The following is a 19,425-nucleotide window of genomic DNA, read 5'->3' on the forward strand; positions in this document are numbered from 1 at the left end:
CGCTACTGCGTGCCCAGGTAGAGCTCGGCGACCTCGTCGCTGTCGAGCAGCGACTCGGCGGTTCCCTCGAACCGGTTTTCGCCCTGGTCGAGGACGACGCCACGGTCGGACTCCCGGAGCGCACGCCGGGCGTTCTGTTCGACCATGAGGATCGCAGTCCCCGATTCGTTGATGTCGACGATCTTCTCGAAGACATCGTCGACGAGCTGGGGCGCGAGGCCGGCCGAGGGCTCGTCGAGGATCAGCAGGTCCGGATCGAGCATCAGTGCCGCACCCATGGCCACCATCTGCTGTTGGCCGCCCGAGAGCGTGCCGGCCGTCTGGTCCGGCCGCTCCTCGAGGACGGGGAACCGGTCGTAAACCTGCTGGACGCGCTCGTTGAAGTCGGCGTCGAGGTCGCTGTCCTCGAGCGCCCACGCACCCATTTTGAGGTTTTCGAGGACCGTCAGGTTGGGGAATATGTTGTCCGTCTGTGGAACGTGACAGATCCCCTCGTAGATCACTTCTTCCGGGGGGAGCCCGGTGATGTCCTTCCCGTCGAGCCTGACCGATCCGGACTTGATGTTGAGCAGACCGACGATGCTCTTCAGGAACGTCGACTTCCCGGCTCCGTTCGGCCCGATGATCGAAACCATCTCGTCGCTCGCAACTTCAAGATCGACATCGTGGACGATCATCAGGTCGCCGTAGCCGCTCTCGAGACTGGACACGTCGAGCAGCGTCATACTTTCCCTCCGAGGTAGGCTTCGAGCAATCGCTCGTCCTGTTGGACGACCTCCGGTTCCCCCTGAACGAGGACTTGCCCGTTGTGCATCCCGATTACGGTATCGGAGATGGACATAATCGTATCGATGTCGTGTTCGACGATCAGGAACGTTCTGTTCTCCTCGTCCCGCAGTTCCATGATCCGGTCAAGGAGGTGGTCGGTGAGATCCGGGTTGACGCCGGCCATCGGCTCGTCCAGAAGCAGCACGTCGGGGTCGGACATCAGCGACCGGCCGAGTTCGAGGAGCTTCCGCTGCCCACCCGAGAGGTTGCCCGCGTACTCGTCGCGCAGGTCCCAGAGTTCGAGGTACTTGAGCAGGTCCTCAGCGCGCTCGCGCTGCTCGTCCTCGTTCGCCCTGACCGCTTCGAGTTGAGTCAAAAGCGGGATAATCCGCTCGCCGGGGTTGTCCTGTGCTGCAAGCAACATGTTGTTCATGACGGTCATCCCGGACAGCTCCCGGGTGATCTGGAAGGTCCGAATCAGCCCCCGCTCAGCGCGCTCGTCGGGCCGGAGTTCGGTCACGTCTTCGCCCTTGAGAGTTACCGTCCCATCATCAGGGTCGAGAAAGCCGCTAACCAGATTGAACAGCGTACTCTTTCCGGCGCCGTTTGGCCCGATGAGGCCAGTTATCTCTCCTTGCTTGAGTGAGACGGAGACGTTGTCGACGGCGACGAGGCCGCCGAAACTCTTCGTGACGTTGTCGGTCTCGAGAATGGGCTCACCGCCGCTCATCGTGTGGCCTCTCCGAACAGTCCGTCTGGTCGAGTGAGCAATCCGATGATCAACAGGACGAGACCCACGACGGGCTTGTACTCCGAGGGGATGAAGGCCACACTCACTTCCTGACCGATCCCGATGACGTAGCCGCCGATGACGGCCCCAGTCGGGTCACCGATTCCGCCGAGAATCACCGCGGCGAAAATTGGGATGAGGGCGATAAAGCCCATGTTCGGCCGGAGGTTCGAATCCAGTCCGAGCATGATGCCCGCGAACGCGGCGATGACGCCGCCGACCAGTGAGATATAGATCACCAGCCGCTTGGTGTCGATCCCACGAAGCCGTGCGAGGTCGGTGTCGTCAGACGCCGCCCGCATCGCGATCCCGATACGGGTTCGGTGAAGCAGCAGGAACAGGAGGCCGAGCACGACGAGGCTCATCGCGATGATGGCCACCTGTTCCGGCAGGAACGTGACGCCGAGGAAGGACGGCCCCTCTTCGACCGGAACGGCGTAGTACTGCGGGTCCGTGGACCAGAAGATCCGTATCACGTTTCTGAGGATGAAGGCCATCCCGATAGAGACGACCAGCAGCACGATCGGGTCGCGGTCCATGAACTTGCTGAAGATGAATTTGTGGACGGTGACTGCGAGTATGCCGCCTCCGACCGCACCGATCAGTACCGAGACGACGATTGGGAGGCCTAACCCGACGTTTGCCGCGAGCGCGAAGTACGCGCCAAACGCCATGTAATCGCCGTAGGCGATGTTGATGAAGTTCAGTAGTCCGAACAGGAGCGTCAGCCCCAGTGCGGCGAGCGCGATCAGACTACCGACCACTATCCCGTTCCAGATGAACTGCGGATCGATGACCATGGTCACTCACCCCCTCCGCTCATGCCGGCGAGCGACCGTTCCTTGTCGCCGAACATCCCGTACGGCCGGTAGTACAGGACGCCGATGAGAAGCACGCCGATGACGATGAGACGGAGGTACGGCAGCTCGTTCCCGAGCGGGATGTCTCCCGGCAGGAACCGGGTTATCTGTCGGATTCCCGTGACGATGACGGCACCGGCGATCGCGCCGAAGTAGCTCCCGGCCCCGCCGATGATGACCATCGCCCAGATCGAGAACGTGAGATTGGGCAGGAACATAGTCGGCTGTATCGCGTAGACGTAGTGCGCCCACAGCGAGCCGCCCAGTCCGGCGATGGCAGCGCCGAGCGCGAAGGACTTGAGCTTGAACCGGCCCGTGTCTTTCCCCAGCGCCTTCGGGACGTCCTCGTCTTCGCGTATCGCGTGGAGGACGCGGCCGAACGGCGAGTTCGCGAAGTGTCTGAACAGCGCGTAACTCCCGAGCAACACGAGGACGACGAGCCCGAAGTAGAACACGTCGTAGGGAAGGACCGCGGGCAGGCTCCCGTCAAGCGGCCGGGGGATGTTCTTCAGCGTCTGTTCCCCGCTCGTGAGCCACGCCTCGTTCGAGATTATCAGCCGCGCCGTCTCCGCTCCGGCGAGCGTGACGATTGCGAGGTAGTCCCCTTCCAGCCGGATGCTCGTGATGCCGAGAAGGAGCCCGAACAGTCCAGCCGTAATCGGGGCGGCCATCATCCCGACGACGATAGGGAAGTCGAATCCCACAGTTCGGCTGGCCAGCAACCCAGCGTCACCGACCGGCGTCGTCAGAATCGCCGACGTGTACGCCCCCACCGCAAAGAAGCCGGCGTGGGCGAAGTTCAACAGGCCCGTATCCCCCCAGTGCATGTTCATCCCGATTGCCAGGATCGCGTAGATCCCGATGATGATCAGCGTAACCATGACGAGGGAGAACGACACGGCCATACTATGCGGCCTCCGTCCGTTCGCGTCTGTCTGTACCCATTCTGCTTGCTGTACTCGAAGCCACGCTCCGTAGTTTCGTACTGGTCACCCGTGGTTCGGTGCCGATACCCGGAACCCTCTCAACTGCCTCTGGCTTCCCGTACTGTGATAGACGTTCCATATTATCTGAGTTTATTAATCATGATTTTCGGTGTGCCCGCCGATTCCGGCCTGACCGACCGTCAGCCGCCGGCACGCGGGGCAACGGGGACATTTGCCCGCCTGCGTGGGACCTCTATCCCCGAGACTGGCCACGTCTCGTGACGCGGTGTTGCCCCTGCTGCCGACCGAACTCACTCGGCCAGTTGCTCGGCGGAGTAGGTGATCTGTGGCGTCCATTCGCCGTCCACGGCCTGCAGCGCCTGGAACGGACCGAGGACGTTCCCGTTGTCGTCGAAGTCCTGCGGGTTACCCGCGCCGTGGTAGTTGATGTCATTACCGTTCGCCAGTTCCTCTTTCCCTTCGGCGAACGTCGACACCTTCGTTCCCGGCGGGTTGGAGATGTTCGTGAGCTGCTCCGGGATCGCTTGGCGCTCGACAGCGCCGTGTGCTTCCCACGCGAGCGCGAACTGGTTGACCGCGTCGTACGCGTTCGCACCGAACGTTCCGGGGGCGCTGTCGGTCACTTCCTGGTGGGCCTCCGCAAACTGCTCGTAGGACGGCCCCGGTGCGGGTGCCTGACCGACCATTCCCTCGATGACGTCTGCGCCGACCGTCTCGATGAAATCCGCAGTGAGGACGTCGTTCGAAAGGGTGAGGTTGAACTCCTCCCCCGCACCGAGTTCAGTGTAGTTGTTGATGAACAGGGAGCTGATCTCGGTTCCGGCCGTCATCTGGACGATGTCCGGGTCCGCGTCGATCAGCGTCTGAATCTCGCTCCGGTAGGAGTCGGTTTCGAGCGCAAGCGGGGTCTCGTTGACGACCTCGCCGCCGAGGTTCTCGAAGAACTCCCCGACTGCGAGCGAGAAGCTCTGCGAGCCGCGGTCGTCCTTGAACGCCAGCGCCATGGTCTCGTGGCCCAGCTCTTCGTAGCTGTATCGTGCGGCCGCGCGACCACCGATGGCGTCGCTCGGGACGTTCCGCCAGAACCACTCGCCGCCGACGTCGTCGAGCTGGATCGTTCCGGCCATGATCGTGATCAACGGAATCTCCGCGTCCTGAACCGGCTGGACGAGGTTCGGCACCGTTGAACTGGACGGACCGACGATCCCCGGGATGTCGTCGTTGGCCGCGAGCGTCTCGAAGCCGCTGAGGGCTTCCTGCGGGTTCGTCTGGCTGTCCTGTTCGTTTATCTCGATCGTCATCCCGTCGAGGACGCCATCGCTGTTGTCGTTGATCTGGTGCAATGCCGTGTTATAACCGCGCCGGGCGTTCCCACCGATCCATCCGAGCCCACCGCTGAAGGGATTGAGCGCGCCGAGTGTGATCGTGCCACCACCACTACCACCGCTGTCCGTGGTTCCACCATCGCCGCCGTCACCGCCACTGTCAGCTTCACCATCGCCGCCGTCGCCACCGCCGCTGTCACTGCCGCCGTCGCCGCCGTCCCCGCTACAGCCGGCGAGTCCGACGAGCGCCGCGACGCCCGCGCTCTTGAGGTACGTTCGGCGCCCGATTCGTGCCTGCCTGTTACTGCCGTTCGAGTCTGGCATGGATCTAGGCTAATATCGGAATGACTTATAATTTGGGGGAGAAAATCATTATTAATTTGTTCGTATATCATAGGTTAGTAGCCAGACGAGCGAAATACCCATCCAAAAACGCTGTTGAGGGACATACTGAGAGAAGGGTACTATATCGAATACGTTTACACTACTCCCGAAACCATCCGGAGAATTCGGTAGAGAAACAAACGGGGCCGCGAGAAAACTCGACTTGAGGCCCTCAAAACCCGGATACAGTCGCTCACCGACCGAATAGTATTTCTGTTCCACACGTATTTTCCCTAGCTATACACGTTTGAAGAAGAGATACATTCGAATGAATGGGTGGTGTCCAAACGGGTTCATTCGTATGAGCCCGTCGCGGATTCGTGGGGATGCCGGGAGGGCAACATCTGTCGCTCACGGCAACTCTTTTGCCTATCCTCGCTGTAGGTCCGCCAATGCCCTCAGGGCACGACCGCTCTGGCGCTGGTCCGCAGTCAGGACGCGTTCCGCTGAGCGCCGTCCTCGACGTCTTCGAGGCGCGGGAGGATCTCGCCCGGCCGCTGACGGCCACAGACGTCATGGAGGCCGTCGACTGTTCGCGCCGAACGGCCCACAACAAACTCAACGAACTGGTCGAAGACGGCGCGCTGGAGACGCGGAAGGTCGGGTCCCGAAGTCGAGTCTGGTGGATTCCGATTCGGGACGCCGACGGAGTGGCACGCGGCCGCGACGCGGACGAGTCCGTTCGGGCGCTCGTCGAGAGCGTCGACCTGCCGGGGACGGGCAAGACGCTCAAGGCCAGACAGCAGGCGCTGCTGGCGTCCTACGAGTACCTCCAGGAACACCCCGAGGCGAAGAAGTCGGACTTCCTGCAGGACGTCTTCCCCGACAACCCCGCGGAGTACGAGACAGCGGAGGGGTGGTGGAACGCCATCCAGCCCGCCCTGGCGGAACTGCCCGGCGTGGACCCGCCCAAAGAGCGCGGGCACATCTGGCACTTCCTCGGCGGGTAGTCCCTTTATTTGCCAACGCGTCTCAGTTGGTGACAGTGCTGTCAGCCGCACCGCGCTGCCCGGGTGAGTCGGACCGATGACAGACGAGGAGCGTAGCGTCAGGGAGAGAGACGTGTACACCGACCCCGTCGAGGGTCGCGAGTACCGCGACAGTTCCTACATGCCGACGGCGTACGACAACCTCGACATCGCGCCGGAGTCCGACCACTACCCCGACCGGGGACGCGACGAGGGCGGCTATCGCGTGCTCGACCTGCCGCGCGTCCCGAAACTCAAGCAGGTCGTCGGACCGAGTGCCATCATGCTCGGCGCGTCGCTCGGCAGCGGCGAGACGCTGTTCTGGCCGGTGCTCATCGCCCAGCACGGCTGGGCGCTGTACTGGGCGTTCTTTTTCGGCGTCCTGACGCAGTTCTTCATCAACACCGAGATACAGCGCTGGACGCTCGCCACCGGCGAGTCAGTGTTTCGCGCCTACGAGCGACTCCACCGCTTCTGGCCGGCCTTCTTCCTGCTGCTCGGGTTCGTCAGCCTCGGCTGGCCGGGATGGGCCGCGAGCGCGGCCAAAGTCGGTGCTATCGGGCTCGGGATGGAACAGCTAACGTTCCACCTTCCGGTGGTCGACCTGGTCGCCTGGCGACTGCTCGGTATCGTAATCATGATGCTCATCTGGCTCACCTACCAGCTGACGCCCCTGATGTACAACGTCGTGGAGCGCATCCAGATCGTCTTGGTCTCCATCGCCGCACTGCTCGCGGTGACGCTGTTCGTCGCGTTTGGCTCGCTCGCCGAACTGCTGAACGTCCCCACCGGCATCGTCAGCGTCGGCACCATCCCGCCGGGCAGCGAGATAGCCATCTTCCTCGGCGGCCTGGCCTACGCCGGTGCGGGCGGCTACCTGAACCTCTCACAGAGCCTCTGGATACGGGAGAAGGGGTACGCGATGGGGCGCTATCAGGGTCGCATCAAGAACCCAATCGTCGGCGACGACCCCGAACCGGTCCAGCGGGACGGCTTCACGTTCCCGCCGACGGTGACGAACCTTCGCCGCTGGGCCGGGTGGTGGCGCCTCGCCCAGCTCGAACATTTCCTCACCTTCGTGGTCGGCCTGCTCGTCGTGGCGACGATGATGATGGCGCTGGCTGCCGAGTTCGCCCACGGGACGGTCAACGACGGCGTGGTGATGTGGGCCGAGGTCATCGTCCCGCAGGTGGGGGTTATCGGCGGGGCGCTCATCTTCGCGACGCTGTTTTTGGCCCTGCTGACCACCGAGTACGCCATCGTCGAGTCGTTCGTCCGCAACAGCGCCGACGTCGTCTACGAACTGTACGGGCGCGAGGTGGGGTGGAGTCTCCCCCGTATCTTCTGGACGCTCCTGACCGTGTTCGTCCTCTGGGGCATCCTCATTCTCGCCTCCCCCATCCCCATCGAACAGCCTTTCGGCCTGCTGGTCATCGCGGCGGCGATGTCCGGGGTGATGATGTGGCCCTACACGGCGCTGTTACTCGTGGTCAACACCAGACGCCTGCCCGAGCACACGCAACCAGGGTGGTTCCGCGTGGCGACCCAGTGGTGGGCGACCGCGTTCTTCGGCTACTTCAGCGTCCTCCTCATCGGCGACTGGCTGTCGCGGCTCGCGGGCTTCGAGGCGTTCGACACGGCCGCCAACGTCGTCGACAGCGGGACCGGCGGCTACCTGCTGTTTGCCGTCCTCGTCGTTGTCCAGATGGTCGTAATAGTCGAGTCGATACGCGGGAAACGCGACACCGACCAGCCCCTCGACGAGGCGGACGAAGCCAGCGGTCTCCTCGATTAGTATGACTGGCAGTATCTCTCCCGAAGCGCTCGCGACGCGTCGCTGGTGGGTGTACGGCGGCGGCCTCGTAGCCATCGTCGGACTGCGAACGGCGCTGTCGTCGTCGGGGCTGCGAGCGTTCGGGGCCGCCCTCGTTCTCGGCGTGATGGCCCTGACCTACGCCAGCGAACTGTGGCTCGCGGCCGACGGGCGGGTCGCCAGTCCGGGGCTGCTGCTGGCCGGCTTCGCCGGCGTAGTCGCCGGCCTGTGGCTGACGCTCACCGGGACGCTCGCGGGACTGCTGTTCGCCGCGGGCGGGCTCCTGTTCTGTAATCGGGCGATGGCGGCCACCGGAGGTGACCGGTCGTGAGCACGGACGACTCTCCCGCCCCTGCACCTGCCCCCTCAGTCCACGTCCACGTCCACCTCGTCATGGGCGGGGCCTTCCCCCTGCGGATGGCCGACCTGCTGTTCACCGACGACCGCCTGGTCATCCCGGAGTACCACTACCTGACACCCGTGTTCGGCATCGCCCGCGGGAAGACACACGACGTGGCTGAGGCGGCGGTCGAACGGTTCCGCGCCGCGGGGCTGTCAGGCCTCGTCGAGTTCGCGGAACGGTCCCACACCGTCGACTACGACGACGTGGAACGCGTCAGGCTGTACGACGGCCGGTCCGTCGGCCGCCCGAAGGTGGCCGTCGACGTGACCGCGGGGCCGCCGTACGCCTACCGCGTCCACGCGCCCGTCGACGTCCCTGCGCTCGCGGACGCGCTCACCGGGCTGGGGGACCGTCGCGGGTTCGCCGTCGAGTCACACTCGAAAGTCGGCTTCAGTCCGCTCCGGAGCCTCCGGCGGTTCGCTGCGGACCGGTAAGCGGACCGAGGCCCAGCTCAGGCCAGTGCCGCGTCGAGTTTCTCCACCGGATGGGGCGGTTCGCCGTCGCTTTCGTCCCAGTCGTCCAGTTGCGTGCGACAGGACGCGCCGGGCGCGACGACGGTATCGCCGCGGCTCTCCCCGATCTGGTCGAACAGGATCGAGCCGATGGCCTTGCTCATCGAGAAGTGCTCGGCCTCGTAGCCGAAGGAGCCGGCCATGCCACAGCAGCCCGAGTCCAGCGGGTCGACGTCGTAACCGGCCCGCCGGAGGACGCCCACGGCGTGGTGGTCCTTCTTCGTCGCCTTCTGGTGGCAGTGGCCGTGGTAGGTCAGCGTCTCGCCCGCCGTGTCCCAGTCGGCCCCCTCGTCCAGCCGGAAGGTGTCGAGGTACTCACAGACGCCGTAGGCGTTGGCCGCGAGCGTCTCCACGTCCTCGCCGGAGAGCAGGTCCAGGTAGTCCGACTGGAACATCACGGCATCAGAGGGTTCGACCAGCACCACGTCCCAGCCCTCCTCGACTGCGGGAACGAGCGCGTCGACGTTATCCCGCGCTGTCGCACGGGACTTGTCCAGAAACCCCTTCGAGTGGGCCGGTCGCCCGCTGTCGGTCCGGTTGGCTAGCTGGACGTGGACGCCCGCGGCTTCGAGCACGCGAACGGCGGCCTTCCCGACTTCGGGGTGGCTGTAGTTCGTGTACGTGTCGGGGAACAGCAGGGCTTGCCGCTCGGCTTCGTCCGCCGGGACTTGCGGACCGCGCTCGTCGAACCAGTCCTGCAGCGTCGTCCGCCGGAAGCTCGGCAGCGTCCGCTCGGGCGCGATACCGACCGCCTTCTCCAGCACCGTTCGAGCACCCGGCACCTTCGTCGCGAGGTTCGACAGCGGCGCGAAGGCGCTGCCCAGTCCCGCCAGCGCGTCGACGTTGGCGAAGATTCTGTCTCGGACACTGGAGCCGTGTTCCTGGTGGTAGGCGTGTGTCACCTCGGCTTTGAGCTTCGCCATGTCGACCTCGCTCGGGCAGTCCTTCGCACACCCCTTGCAGCCGATACAGAGGTCCAGCACCTCGTGCATGAACTCCTCGTCGGTGGGATCGTCCGGCAGGTCGCCGCTCATGGCCTGCCGGAGCATGTTGGCCCGGCCGCGGGTCGTCGTCATCTCTTCCTCGGATGCGCGATAGGTCGGACACATCACGCCGCCGGTGGTCTCCTGCGGGCCGCGACAGCCGCCACAGCCGTGACAGAGTTCGACCATCCCCTGCATCCCGTTGTCGTTGTCCCACTCCAGCGCGGGGTCGAAGCCGGCGTCGAACTCGTACGCCGGGTCGAATCGGAGGTTCTCGGTCATGTCGACCGTGCGCGCCCGCTCGGGCTTCGCGCCGGACTCGATCTCGGCAGCGTCGACGCCGACGACCTGGCCGGGGTTGAGCAGCCAGTCGGGGTCGAACGCGGACTTGAGCTCCCGGAACGTCTCCCAGAGGTCCGGGCCGTAGAGCTTCTCGTTCCACTGCGTGCGGGCGCGGCCGTCGCCGTGTTCGCCCGAGACGCTCCCGCCGTATTTCACGACGAGGTCGGTCACCGCGTCGGCGATGGACTCCATCGTCTCGACCCCCTCGACGGTCTTGGTGTTGATGAGCGGGCGGATGTGGAGCACGCCGGGCCCGGCGTGGGCGTAGAAGGAGGCGAAGGTGTCGTGTTCTTCGAGGATCTCTTGAAATTCGGCGACGTACTCCGGGAGATTCGCCGGCGGGATGGCGGTGTCCTCGATGAACGAGCCGTGTTTCTCGTCGGTCGTCCGCGAGAGCAGTATCGGGAGGCCGGACTTGCGCATCTTCCAGAATTTTTCCCGTTTCGCCTCGTCGTGGGCCTCCATGGCGTCGAACGCCCGCACCGGCGCGTCGACGACGGTCCGGCCCGCAGTCGGGTCAGCGGCGGGGTCGACGCCGTTCGTTCGGTCCGCCAGCAGGTCTGCGACCTTCCGCCGGCCGGTCTCCGCGTCGTCGGCGTAGAACTCTACGATGAGGACCGTGCGGGTCCCCTCGGGCAACATGCCGACCACGTCCTCGAACTCGGCGGTGTCCCTGGCCAGGTCGATGAGCACGTCGTCCAGCACCTCGACGGCCGCCGGGTCGTGTTCGAGGATGTCCGCGATGTCCTCCATCGCCTCGATGAGCCCCTCGTAGGCGAGCAGGGCCATCGACTTGGTCTCGGGAATCGGCTCCAGCGAGATCTCGGCTTCGGTGACGATGGCGAGGGTTCCTTCGCTGCCGGCCAGCAGCGAGGCGACGTTGACGGTTCCGTCCTGCGCGTCTTCGAGGACCCAGTCGAGGTTGTACCCCGAGACGTTGCGCTTCAGGTCCGGGTAGTGGCTCTCGATTTCCTCGCCCTCCTCGGCGAGTATCCGCTCAATTTCGGCGTAAATCTGGGCTTCGAGGTTACCGTCGGGGTCCGCCCGGTCGCGGAGTTCCTCACGGGTAAGTTCGCCGAAAGTCGTGACAGTGCCGTCCGCGAGGACGACCTCGCACTCCTCGATGTAGGCGTCGGTCTTGCCGTACTGCAGGGAGTGGGCCCCGGTGGAGTTGTTGCCGATAGCGCCCCCGAGCACGCTCTTGTCGCCCCACGCGGGGTCTGGAGCGAACTTCAGCCCGTGGTCGGCCAGTTCCCCGTTCAGGTCGCCGAGCTTGATGCCCGGCTGCGCCCGTGCCCGCCGGTCGTTCGGCCGAGTCTCGACGAGTTCGTTCATGTACCGCGAGAAATCCAGTACGACGGCCTCGTTGACAGTCTGGCCGGCGAGGCTCGTCCCGCCGCCGCGGGGAAGAACCGGAATCTCTCGCTGGGCACAGTAGGACATGACCGCGGCTACGTCATCGGTTGACCGCGGATAGACGACGCCGATGGGCAGCACCTCGTAGAGGCTGGCGTCGGTCGCGTACAACTGCCGCGAGTACTCGTCGAACCGGACCTCGCCGTCGATGCGCGCCTGCAGGTCGTCGACGAGGCCCGACCGAGCTACGGTGTCGTTCTGGTAGTCGTAGTTCGATACCTCGTCAGCCGAAGGGTCTATCCGGGTGCCGGAATCGGTTGCCATGGTGTGTCTCGTTTCCAGTCGCCCGGCCACCGACGGACCGGGCACTCGGCGGTTTGCTGTGGCTGTTCTAGCTGTACGCTTGTCAAAACAGTTCCGCTACGGTATCCCATCACGCACTGTTGACCCGGTCGAACGGCTGCCCCAGGCACGGCGTTTCTGTCTCCCCGTGATAGCACGTGTTACGCAACTGTTAATATCAATACTAGCCTATATAAGGTGATTATGACACACAGCACCGATCCGTTCGAGACGATGCTCCGACTCTTCGCACAGACGCGACGGACAATGATGGACGACAGCCAGAGCCGCTGGACAGACGACAGTTTGGGCCGCCGGATGGGTGACGATTCGAGACACCGGATGGACGACAGTCCGGGACTCCGCGCCAACCGACCGGCCACGGACGCACGCCGGAGCGGTCACCGCCGACACGGCATCGACACGAACCTCCACGTCGACGAGACCGACGACGGGTACGCCGTGATGGTCGACCTCCCGGGCTTCGAACGGGACGACCTCGTCGTTCGCTTCGAGGACGGCGTCCTCAGCATCCAGGGCGAGACCACGGTCGCTGCGGAGACCAGCGACGGCGCTCGCCGACACAGCCGACGGGTCGCCGAACGGGTCGCTGTTCCAGAGCCGGTCGTGGACGACGACATCACCGCCAGCTACCACAACGGCGTTCTCGAAATAACGCTACCGCGTGCGGGTGACGCTGCCGACGACTCCCACCGGATCGATATCGAATAAGCTCTTCTCTCCCGGTCGCTTGTCTGCCGATTTTAAACAGATGTTCCGTGAGTAGACCTTAGCAATCCGCTATCTGGATATTAATCAGCCGCTGTTGATTTCTTACTCGCTGTATAGTCCTGCTTACCGCCTCTATAGTCTCGTGCGACCGCCGTCGACTGCGTGCTGTGAGGCCGTAACATGTCCGAAGCGACCTGGGACGTTCAGGACGGCGCAATCGTCGAGCGGCCGCGGAACGTCCGGAACCACCCGCTGTTGAACCGCATCTACGAGCGACACGACGAACTCATCGCCGAGCAGCTCCCGGCCGGCCGGACGCTCGAACTCGCGTTCGGACAGCACATGCATCCCCGCGCCGATATCGGGCTGGAAGGCTGGCCGTCGAATGCCGAAATCGTCCGCAAGCCGGCGCTGGCCGGTGACGCCCGAGCGCTCCCGTTCGCAGACGATTCCTTCGACGCCCTCATCGGCCGTCGGTTTTCTCCATCACGTCCCGCCCGCGGACCGCCGTGACATTCTCCGGGAAGCCGCCCGCGTGCTCCGCCCCGGCGGCCGCGTCGCCCTGCTCGAAGGGACGCCGGGGCTGTACCGGAAGCTCACCAAAGGGGCCGCGTTCCGACTGGGGCTGCTGGAGGAAGACACCGACATATACGGCCATCTCTCGGCGGACGCCGTCACCGCCCTCGTATCCGGACCGTTCGATATCGTCGAGAAACAGACGCTCGGGTCGCCGTTGATGCTCGCGAGCATCTCCGAGTCGGATGCGTCGGCGCGGCTTCTCGATCTCTACGAACGGACGCAGTTCGTCAAGTGGCGGACGCTCGCGGTGGGTGAGCACCCCGATCCCGATGCCTGAGTGGCTGTCTCCACCGCTGTCTGCCCGTCCGGTACGGTTTGGGTTTTCTCGGCCAGTAGTGGCCACGCTGAACGCCGCGAGTGCTGTGTCACAGTGGGTGTGCCTACAGATCTGCAATCACACGCAGTTCGCTGTCAGTTATCGTTCCGATAGCGTCGGCGGCGACCTCGAGGTCGTCTTCGTCGGCGTCACCGAACCCGAGTCCTTGCACCCAGGCTTCGGTGAGGTCCGGGTCTGGTTCGACGTACGCGACCTGTCCCTTCGGATCGACCTCAGTCACGATACCGATCTGCTCTCCCTGTGCGTCCATGAGGAACTTCCCCTCGTCTTCTGTCGATAATACTGCCATTTCGTCTGACACCACAGGCCGGATCAAGTAATAAACGTCGGTCACGCCGACGCCGGCCACCCGTGTCCCTGCCGCTTGCCGTCGGCCGGCATCCGCTCTGGCTCGCTAGTACCGTGAGAAGTTCTCGTCGGGGTAGACCCCCTCGTCGGTGATGTCCACCACATCCAGCGTCGCCAGCCGACTGAGGCGGTCTGCCGCGTCACCCTCGTCGACGCCCAGTTCCACTGCCCGCGCCAGAACGCGGTCTCGGCTGGGTACAGACTCAATGAAGCCGTCGCTGTCCGTCTCTGTTTCCTCTGCGATGATTGCCTTCAGGATGGCCCCGTGTTCCCGCTTCGACGGCGTGGTGCTGTCGCCGGTCCAGTCCACGCTTAGCGTCCCGTCCTCGTTGACGTGGGAGACGACGAACCCGTCCGGCAGCGCTTCCGTCACCGCCGCCACCAGCGCCGCCCGGTCGAGTCGCGCCTCGAACCGGAACCGCTTACCGTCTTTGGACTGCCCGCGATTCCCGACGTTCGCGCCCGCTTCTGCTATCGCCTCCGAAACCGCGTCGGCAAGACGGTCCTGTACTGACGCCGTGACGGTGTCCCGCTCCGCACTGAGGTCCGCGAGTTCGTCGGTCAGCGCCGCGTGGCGCTCCATCTGCTCGTGTGCTGGCTCCTCTGTCATACCCATGCCACTCGTCGCCACGGAATTACCTGTTCCGGCGGCCGCCTGCAATTGAAACCGATCCCAATGCCGTGTAAATCGGCTTAATTCGGCCAAAAGCGGCGGTAAGACGGGCTGACGGTGTTCCTGCATGAAGTGGCGTGGGGCACTGGATCGAACCACAATGAAAGCCGAACGCATCACGCTCTCCGGGGTCGGGGCGGTCCTGCTCCTCACGGCCGTGGCCGTTCTCACGCCGTCGCTGACACTCGGCCTCGTCGACTGGCACAGCGCGTTCGAACTCCTCCTCTGGGGAACGACAGTCCTGTTTGCCACGTCCGCACTCGTCTGGCTCGTGCTTACCTACGTCATCGGTGCCGGCTACGAACCGCCGACCCCCGTCCACGGCGGCGACGACATCCAGGTCCGCATCCTCACTGTCGACGCCGCAGACGTCGTGCAGGCGACCGTGGACTCACTGCCCGCGACGTTCGACGACGTCCGCGTCATCGCCGAGACTGACATCGACGTCGACGGCGCAACCGTCCACGCCGTTCCCGACGGGTTCGACTGTACGGCGGTCCGCAAAGGTCGCGCCATCGAGTGGGCCCGCCGCACGCTCGACAACGACCGGGAGTTCGTGCTGTATCTCGACGAAGACAGCCACGTCGCGTCCTTCGAGGGGCTGCCCGACGCGGATATCGTCCAACTCCGCGAGGAGCCCCGCCGCACTGGTTCGGTGCTGTCCTATCTCGCCGACGTCTACCGGATGGGCGTCCAGGTCGAACAGCGCGCCTTCGCCCGCCTCTCTATCCCGCTGTTCGCATGAGGCGGGGGCATCGCCGTGAGGCAGTCCGTCGAGGACGAAGTGACCTGGAACCGCGAAACTATCGTCGAGGACACCGCGTTCGTCTGGGCGGCCGCCCAGCGACTGGAGGACTTCTCGTTCGAGCTCGCGACGGCCACCTGCCGCAACGAAGCCCCGCCGTCGCTGACCGAAATCACTCAGCAACGCCGCCGCTGGGCCGCCGGCAACCTCGAAGCATCGACAGATCTGCCTGTGGGCTACCAGCTAGTCACTCGTGTTCGGAACTACGCGTGGGCGCTCTCGCCGATTGTCACGCTCATCGTCGTCCCGCTGTCGGTTCTCGGCGTCGGCGTTGGCTCTAGTGGCCTGTTTACGCTTGCCTCGGTTACCCTGGGGCTGCTGACGTTCTTCTGGTACCTTCGCGGCGTTCAGTACTACGGCCCGGACAAGACCGAGTGGCTGCTGGCCGCCCCGCTTGCCCCGCTCATCACTGTCGTCCACTCGATGGGTACTGTCGCCGGCATCCTCGACCCGCCCGAAGGCTTCCGCGTCACGGAGAAGGTCGGCGACGGGTAACACTAGCTTCAGCCGCTAACTGGCTCTCTCAGGTGCTTGATTTCAGGCCGCCTGTCGTAACGCGATTCAACGTGCACCGCTTGCTCAGGCGTTCGCGGTCGAGAACAAAACGCCGCCTCCCGGATTGTGAACTTCCGAGAGACTCGTTACGCTCGTCTCTCGACTTCCCGCTCGCTTCGCTTGCGGGAACGGGGACAGCTCGATCTTCAGTCGAGTACGTAACACTCTCGAATGGAAATCGAGTAAAATCGGGATGCCGCCTCCCGGATTTGAACCGGGGACAGCTCGATCTTCAGTCGAGTGCTCTCCCAGTCTGAGCTAAGGCGGCGTGCACTCCAAGCGATGACGAGGGTGGAAAAAAGCATTTCGAAAGCGGGCGCAGGTTCTATGGCATCGGCCGGGAGGTTCGACTGCCGATCACGGGAGAAATAGGTCCGCGCTGTCGAACGTCTCGCCACAGTCGTCGCATTCGTACTCAGTGCCATTGGTCGTCGAGACGTCTCCGCTGCAGGCCGGACACGTCGAGCCATCTATCATGCCATGCACTACCACCACTCCGAATATATGGATTACGGGCGACTATCAATCGAGATAGAAGCCCTGATATTTGGGTCACGATGTTGCGCTGGCCGGAATCGAATCCACAGAGGCAATCCGCTCTTTACATCGCTCGCCGCAGGATGGGTCCGAGTGTCCTCGTGAGCGAAGCGAACGAGGGCTCGGGAGAGAAGTGCTCTCACGGCGGATTCGAACCGAAGGAAGGCTCACTACGTTCGTCTTCCAGGGTTCGAATCCGCAGGGACCATCCGCTCCTCACGTCTGTTCGTCGCAGGATGGGTCCGGGCGGATTCGAACCACCGGCCTCGGCCTTGTAAAGGCCACGTCATAACCAACTAGACCACGGACCCGTATCCCACCGTTTTCCATCGGCAGGAATAACGCTTTCTCTCTCGGTCGACAGTGGGCACCGACAGTATTACCCACAGCCTGCCCCTCACACGGAGTATGCAGCGCCCTGCCGTAGTTGTCCTCGGACTCGTCGGCCTCCTCGTCGCCGCCGCTGTGGTCCTCCAGACCGGGCTCTGGGTCGAGGTGCTTGGGACCGGCGAGTACGAGGAGGGCACAGTGACGGTCCGGGAGGGGTCGGACGTAGCGACGCCGACCACGACACAGCCCATGACGGAGGCTTCGACGCCGGGGACGACCGTCGCGGTGCGTGAAAAAGAGGCCGGGGAACCGCTGGGCACGGTCGAGGTCCGCATCGCACAGACGTTCAATCAGCGGTACGTCGGACTGAGCGAGACCGAATCGCTCGCACCCAACGAGGGAATGCTGTTCGTCCACGACGAGGCGGGCCAGCACACCTACGTCATGCGGAACATGTCGTTTCCGCTCGACATCATCTTCATCGACGCCAACGGCACCATCACCACCATCCACCACGCACCCCTCCCGCCGGAGGGGACCAGCGAGAGCGGCCTGACGGGCTATGAGGGGCGGGGCAAGTACGTTCTCGAAGTGAACCGCGGATGGACCAATCGGACCGGCGTCGAGGTCGGCGACCGGGTCGAACTCCCGCCCGAAGCCACGTAGCCCGACGGCCTTTTGCGGGCTCAACCCTTGGATTCGACAATGGATTTCGACGCGGGTTCGGACGACGACGTGTTCGAAGACGCCAGGGAACGCGTCGACCGACCGATGCTCCGACTGTTTACTGGCTACGGCCGGGAGCAGTGGGGAGCGTTCGTCGTCGGGCTGTTCAGTTCCATCGTCGCTCGGATGCTGGATCTGCTGCCGCCCATCCTCCTGGCGCTGGCTATCGACGCCATCTTTCTGCGGGAGGCCGAATACGGTCTCTTTCTGGTCCCGGACACCTGGATTCCCAGTGGGCAAGGCCAACAGCTCTGGCTCACGGCCGGCATCATCGCCGCGTCGTTCGGTATCGGGGCCGTCTTCCACTGGAGCCGGAACTGGGGGTGGAACAAGTTCGCCCAGCACGTCCAGCACGCCGTCCGGACGGACACCTACGAGACGATGCAGCGGCTGAACATGGATTTCTTCGCCGACAAGCAGACCGGCGAGATGATGTCGGTGCTGTCGAACGACGTGAACCGGCTGGAGAAGTTCCTCAACGACGGCCTCAACTCCGCCTCCCGGATGATAATCATGGTCGTCGGCATCGCCACGTACCTATTCTACATGAACTGGCAGCTAGCGCTGGTCGCCCTGCTTCCGGTCCCGATTATCGCCGTGTTCACGAAGCGGTTTATCGACATAATCCAGCCCAAATACGCCGAGGTGCGGTCGACGGTCGGCAAGCTCAACTCCAGACTGGAAAACAACCTCAGCGGCATCCAGATCATCAAGACCGCTAACACAGAGCCCTACGAAGCCGACCGGGTCGAGGATACCTCCGAAGGCTACCTCGACGCCAACTGGGACGCCATCGAGACGCGCATCACCTTCTTCCCCGGCCTCCGACTGGTTTCTGGCATCGGCTTCGTCGTCACGTTCATCGTCGGCGGGCTGATGGTCACCGGTCAGGCCCCCGGGCCGCTGACAGCGAGCCTCTCTCGCGGGCAGTTCGTCGCGTTCATCATCTACACCCAGCGGTTCGTCTGGCCGATGGCGCAGTTCGGGCAGATCATCAACATGTACCAGCGGGCCTACGCCTCCGCGGAGCGCGTATTCGGGCTGATGGACACGCCCGGCCGCCTCGAAGAGGCTGAGGATGCCCCGCCGCTCGATGTGGCCGAAGGTCGCGTCGAGTATGACGACGTGTCCTTCAGCTACGACAGCGACGACGAGCCGGTGCTCTCGGACATCTCCTTCGAGGCCGACGGCGGCGAGACGGTCGCCCTCGTCGGCCCGACCGGCGCGGGGAAATCTACCGTCTTGAAGCTCTTGCTCCGGATGTACGACGTGGACTCCGGCGCGGTCCGCATCGACGGCCAGGACGTCCGGGACGTCCAGATCCAGAGCATCCGTCGCGCCATCGGCTACGTCAGTCAGGAGACGTTCCTGTTCTACGGCACCGTCCGCGAGAACATCGCCTACGGGACGTTCGACGCGACCGACGAGGAAATCGTCGCCGCTGCGAAGGCCGCCGAAGCCGACCAGTTCGTCCGCAACCTCCCCGACGGCTACGACACGATGGTCGGCGAACGCGGCGTCAAGCTCTCGGGCGGCCAGCGCCAGCGAATCGCCATCGCGCGGGCGATTCTGAAGGACCCGGATATCCTTATTCTCGACGAGGCGACCAGCGACGTGGACACGGAGACGGAGATGCTCATCCAGCGGTCGCTGGACGACCTGACCGCCGACCGGACTACGTTCGCCATCGCCCACCGCCTCTCGACGGTGAAAGACGCCGACACGATTCTCGTCGTCGAGGACGGCCGTATCGTCGAACGGGGGACCCACGACGACCTGCTTGCAGCTGACGGCCTCTATGCTAACCTCTGGGCGGTCCAGGCCGGCGAAATCGACGAACTCCCCGAGGAGTTCGTCGAGCGGGCGATTCAGCGACGGGCGCGGACGGATGCTGATGACTGAAACGGTGAGAACGCAATGTTCGAACCGTCAGTGATCAGCAGTTGCCGACGACTGAAGCGGCTAGAACACCGATTCCCAGTCGGCTGGGCACAAACGATTATTACGCAT

Annotated in this window: 19 protein-coding genes and 2 tRNA genes; 11 read left to right on the forward strand and 10 right to left on the reverse strand. The window is 64.2% G+C overall.

Annotated features, from left to right (window positions below):
* Positions 1 to 2 precede the first annotated feature (2 nt).
* The 5 genes from ACOZ4H_RS03440 to ACOZ4H_RS03460 all read right to left on the reverse strand — a co-directional run bounded on the left by ACOZ4H_RS03440 (position 3) and on the right by ACOZ4H_RS03460 (position 5,014).
* On the reverse strand, positions 3 to 725 hold the full coding sequence (locus ACOZ4H_RS03440; protein WP_424327977.1) for an ABC transporter ATP-binding protein: 723 nt from the start codon (positions 723 to 725) through the stop codon (positions 3 to 5).
* Positions 722 to 1,498: an ABC transporter ATP-binding protein gene (locus ACOZ4H_RS03445; protein WP_424327978.1), complete on the reverse strand. Its 777-nt coding sequence runs from the start codon at positions 1,496 to 1,498 to the stop codon at positions 722 to 724. Before ACOZ4H_RS03445 ends, ACOZ4H_RS03440 begins: the two co-directional genes overlap by 4 nt.
* Positions 1,495 to 2,358 (reverse strand): branched-chain amino acid ABC transporter permease, encoded by an 864-nt coding sequence (locus tag ACOZ4H_RS03450; protein WP_424327979.1) that lies wholly within the window; start codon positions 2,356 to 2,358, stop codon positions 1,495 to 1,497. The genes ACOZ4H_RS03445 and ACOZ4H_RS03450 overlap by 4 nt, the downstream gene beginning before the upstream one ends.
* Positions 2,359 to 2,360: 2 nt before the next feature.
* Positions 2,361 to 3,323, reverse strand: coding sequence for a branched-chain amino acid ABC transporter permease (locus tag ACOZ4H_RS03455; protein WP_424327980.1), 963 nt, complete (start codon positions 3,321 to 3,323; stop codon positions 2,361 to 2,363).
* Between the two features lie 332 nt (positions 3,324 to 3,655).
* Entirely contained in the window at positions 3,656 to 5,014 is a 1,359-nt protein-coding gene (locus ACOZ4H_RS03460; protein WP_424327981.1) for an ABC transporter substrate-binding protein, read from the reverse strand.
* A 452-nt stretch (positions 5,015 to 5,466) separates the two neighbouring features.
* Here ACOZ4H_RS03460 and ACOZ4H_RS03465 point away from each other — a divergent pair, with 452 nt between their 5' ends.
* From ACOZ4H_RS03465 to ACOZ4H_RS03480, 4 genes are all read left to right on the forward strand, one after another.
* Complete coding sequence (locus tag ACOZ4H_RS03465) at positions 5,467 to 6,024, forward strand: ArsR family transcriptional regulator (RefSeq protein WP_424327982.1); 558 nt, start codon at positions 5,467 to 5,469, stop codon at positions 6,022 to 6,024.
* A 76-nt stretch (positions 6,025 to 6,100) separates the two neighbouring features.
* Positions 6,101 to 7,837, forward strand: coding sequence for an Nramp family divalent metal transporter (locus ACOZ4H_RS03470; RefSeq protein ID WP_424327983.1), 1,737 nt, complete (start codon positions 6,101 to 6,103; stop codon positions 7,835 to 7,837).
* A 1-nt stretch (position 7,838) separates the two neighbouring features.
* On the forward strand, positions 7,839 to 8,186 hold the full coding sequence (locus ACOZ4H_RS03475) for a hypothetical protein (RefSeq protein WP_424327984.1): 348 nt from the start codon (positions 7,839 to 7,841) through the stop codon (positions 8,184 to 8,186).
* On the forward strand, positions 8,183 to 8,692 hold the full coding sequence (locus tag ACOZ4H_RS03480; RefSeq protein ID WP_424327985.1) for a hypothetical protein: 510 nt from the start codon (positions 8,183 to 8,185) through the stop codon (positions 8,690 to 8,692). The genes ACOZ4H_RS03475 and ACOZ4H_RS03480 overlap by 4 nt, the downstream gene beginning before the upstream one ends.
* Positions 8,693 to 8,709: 17 nt before the next feature.
* Here the strand turns inward: ACOZ4H_RS03480 and ACOZ4H_RS03485 are convergent, their stop codons facing one another.
* Positions 8,710 to 11,775: an FAD-binding and (Fe-S)-binding domain-containing protein gene (locus tag ACOZ4H_RS03485; RefSeq protein ID WP_424327986.1), complete on the reverse strand. Its 3,066-nt coding sequence runs from the start codon at positions 11,773 to 11,775 to the stop codon at positions 8,710 to 8,712.
* 222 nt (positions 11,776 to 11,997) lie between these two features.
* Here ACOZ4H_RS03485 and ACOZ4H_RS03490 point away from each other — a divergent pair, with 222 nt between their 5' ends.
* From ACOZ4H_RS03490 to ACOZ4H_RS03500, 3 genes are all read left to right on the forward strand, one after another.
* Complete coding sequence (locus tag ACOZ4H_RS03490; RefSeq protein ID WP_424327987.1) at positions 11,998 to 12,525, forward strand: Hsp20/alpha crystallin family protein; 528 nt, start codon at positions 11,998 to 12,000, stop codon at positions 12,523 to 12,525.
* A 180-nt stretch (positions 12,526 to 12,705) separates the two neighbouring features.
* Positions 12,706 to 13,038, forward strand: a complete 333-nt coding sequence (locus ACOZ4H_RS03495; protein WP_424327988.1) for a hypothetical protein — start codon at positions 12,706 to 12,708, stop codon at positions 13,036 to 13,038.
* Positions 12,944 to 13,381, forward strand: a complete 438-nt coding sequence (locus tag ACOZ4H_RS03500) for a class I SAM-dependent methyltransferase (RefSeq protein ID WP_424327989.1) — start codon at positions 12,944 to 12,946, stop codon at positions 13,379 to 13,381. The genes ACOZ4H_RS03495 and ACOZ4H_RS03500 overlap by 95 nt, the downstream gene beginning before the upstream one ends.
* A 103-nt stretch (positions 13,382 to 13,484) precedes the next feature.
* Here the strand turns inward: ACOZ4H_RS03500 and ACOZ4H_RS03505 are convergent, their stop codons facing one another.
* Together ACOZ4H_RS03505 and ACOZ4H_RS03510 are read right to left on the reverse strand one after the other, a co-directional pair.
* Positions 13,485 to 13,730 carry a hypothetical protein gene (locus ACOZ4H_RS03505; protein ID WP_424327990.1) on the reverse strand — a complete coding sequence of 82 codons (246 nt, stop codon included), beginning with the start codon at positions 13,728 to 13,730 and terminating at the stop codon, positions 13,485 to 13,487.
* A 105-nt stretch (positions 13,731 to 13,835) separates the two neighbouring features.
* On the reverse strand, positions 13,836 to 14,405 hold the full coding sequence (locus ACOZ4H_RS03510; RefSeq protein ID WP_424327991.1) for a hypothetical protein: 570 nt from the start codon (positions 14,403 to 14,405) through the stop codon (positions 13,836 to 13,838).
* A 124-nt stretch (positions 14,406 to 14,529) separates the two neighbouring features.
* Here ACOZ4H_RS03510 and ACOZ4H_RS03515 point away from each other — a divergent pair, with 124 nt between their 5' ends.
* Together ACOZ4H_RS03515 and ACOZ4H_RS03520 are read left to right on the forward strand one after the other, a co-directional pair.
* Positions 14,530 to 15,207, forward strand: a complete 678-nt coding sequence (locus ACOZ4H_RS03515; RefSeq protein ID WP_424327992.1) for a hypothetical protein — start codon at positions 14,530 to 14,532, stop codon at positions 15,205 to 15,207.
* 9 nt (positions 15,208 to 15,216) lie between these two features.
* Complete coding sequence (locus ACOZ4H_RS03520) at positions 15,217 to 15,762, forward strand: glycosyltransferase family 2 protein (RefSeq protein ID WP_424330332.1); 546 nt, start codon at positions 15,217 to 15,219, stop codon at positions 15,760 to 15,762.
* A 254-nt stretch (positions 15,763 to 16,016) separates the two neighbouring features.
* Here ACOZ4H_RS03520 and ACOZ4H_RS03525 read toward each other — a convergent pair.
* Both ACOZ4H_RS03525 and ACOZ4H_RS03530 read right to left on the reverse strand, forming a co-directional pair.
* A tRNA-Phe gene (locus tag ACOZ4H_RS03525) sits at positions 16,017 to 16,090 on the reverse strand.
* A 506-nt stretch (positions 16,091 to 16,596) separates the two neighbouring features.
* Positions 16,597 to 16,670: transfer RNA gene (locus ACOZ4H_RS03530), tRNA-Val, on the reverse strand.
* 97 nt (positions 16,671 to 16,767) lie between these two features.
* Between ACOZ4H_RS03530 and ACOZ4H_RS03535 the strand changes: the two genes are divergently transcribed.
* Together ACOZ4H_RS03535 and ACOZ4H_RS03540 are read left to right on the forward strand one after the other, a co-directional pair.
* The gene (locus ACOZ4H_RS03535) at positions 16,768 to 17,355 is read left to right on the forward strand and encodes a DUF192 domain-containing protein (protein WP_424327993.1); all 588 of its coding nucleotides are present in this window, start codon (positions 16,768 to 16,770) and stop codon (positions 17,353 to 17,355) included.
* A 39-nt stretch (positions 17,356 to 17,394) separates the two neighbouring features.
* Positions 17,395 to 19,317, forward strand: coding sequence for an ABC transporter ATP-binding protein (locus ACOZ4H_RS03540; protein ID WP_424327994.1), 1,923 nt, complete (start codon positions 17,395 to 17,397; stop codon positions 19,315 to 19,317).
* Positions 19,318 to 19,425: the final 108 nt, after the last annotated feature.

This window comes from Haloarcula amylolytica, from assembly GCF_049705545.1.
Classification (GTDB): Archaea; Halobacteriota; Halobacteria; order Halobacteriales; family Haloarculaceae; genus Haloarcula; species Haloarcula amylolytica_B.

Coding starts and splice junctions, on each gene's coding strand:
- ACOZ4H_RS03440 (WP_424327977.1), bottom strand. CDS start 725: ATGACGCTGCTCGACGTGTCCAGTCTCGAGAGCGGCTACGGCGACCTG.
- ACOZ4H_RS03475 (WP_424327984.1), top strand. CDS start 7,839: ATGACTGGCAGTATCTCTCCCGAAGCGCTCGCGACGCGTCGCTGGTGG.
- ACOZ4H_RS03485 (WP_424327986.1), bottom strand. CDS start 11,775: ATGGCAACCGATTCCGGCACCCGGATAGACCCTTCGGCTGACGAGGTA.
- ACOZ4H_RS03465 (WP_424327982.1), top strand. CDS start 5,467: ATGCCCTCAGGGCACGACCGCTCTGGCGCTGGTCCGCAGTCAGGACGC.
- ACOZ4H_RS03455 (WP_424327980.1), bottom strand. CDS start 3,323: ATGGCCGTGTCGTTCTCCCTCGTCATGGTTACGCTGATCATCATCGGG.
- ACOZ4H_RS03460 (WP_424327981.1), bottom strand. CDS start 5,014: ATGCCAGACTCGAACGGCAGTAACAGGCAGGCACGAATCGGGCGCCGA.
- ACOZ4H_RS03470 (WP_424327983.1), top strand. CDS start 6,101: ATGACAGACGAGGAGCGTAGCGTCAGGGAGAGAGACGTGTACACCGAC.
- ACOZ4H_RS03535 (WP_424327993.1), top strand. CDS start 16,768: ATGCAGCGCCCTGCCGTAGTTGTCCTCGGACTCGTCGGCCTCCTCGTC.
- ACOZ4H_RS03510 (WP_424327991.1), bottom strand. CDS start 14,405: ATGGGTATGACAGAGGAGCCAGCACACGAGCAGATGGAGCGCCACGCG.
- ACOZ4H_RS03540 (WP_424327994.1), top strand. CDS start 17,395: ATGGATTTCGACGCGGGTTCGGACGACGACGTGTTCGAAGACGCCAGG.
- ACOZ4H_RS03515 (WP_424327992.1), top strand. CDS start 14,530: ATGAAGTGGCGTGGGGCACTGGATCGAACCACAATGAAAGCCGAACGC.
- ACOZ4H_RS03505 (WP_424327990.1), bottom strand. CDS start 13,730: ATGGCAGTATTATCGACAGAAGACGAGGGGAAGTTCCTCATGGACGCA.
- ACOZ4H_RS03490 (WP_424327987.1), top strand. CDS start 11,998: ATGACACACAGCACCGATCCGTTCGAGACGATGCTCCGACTCTTCGCA.
- ACOZ4H_RS03450 (WP_424327979.1), bottom strand. CDS start 2,358: ATGGTCATCGATCCGCAGTTCATCTGGAACGGGATAGTGGTCGGTAGT.
- ACOZ4H_RS03495 (WP_424327988.1), top strand. CDS start 12,706: ATGTCCGAAGCGACCTGGGACGTTCAGGACGGCGCAATCGTCGAGCGG.
- ACOZ4H_RS03445 (WP_424327978.1), bottom strand. CDS start 1,498: ATGAGCGGCGGTGAGCCCATTCTCGAGACCGACAACGTCACGAAGAGT.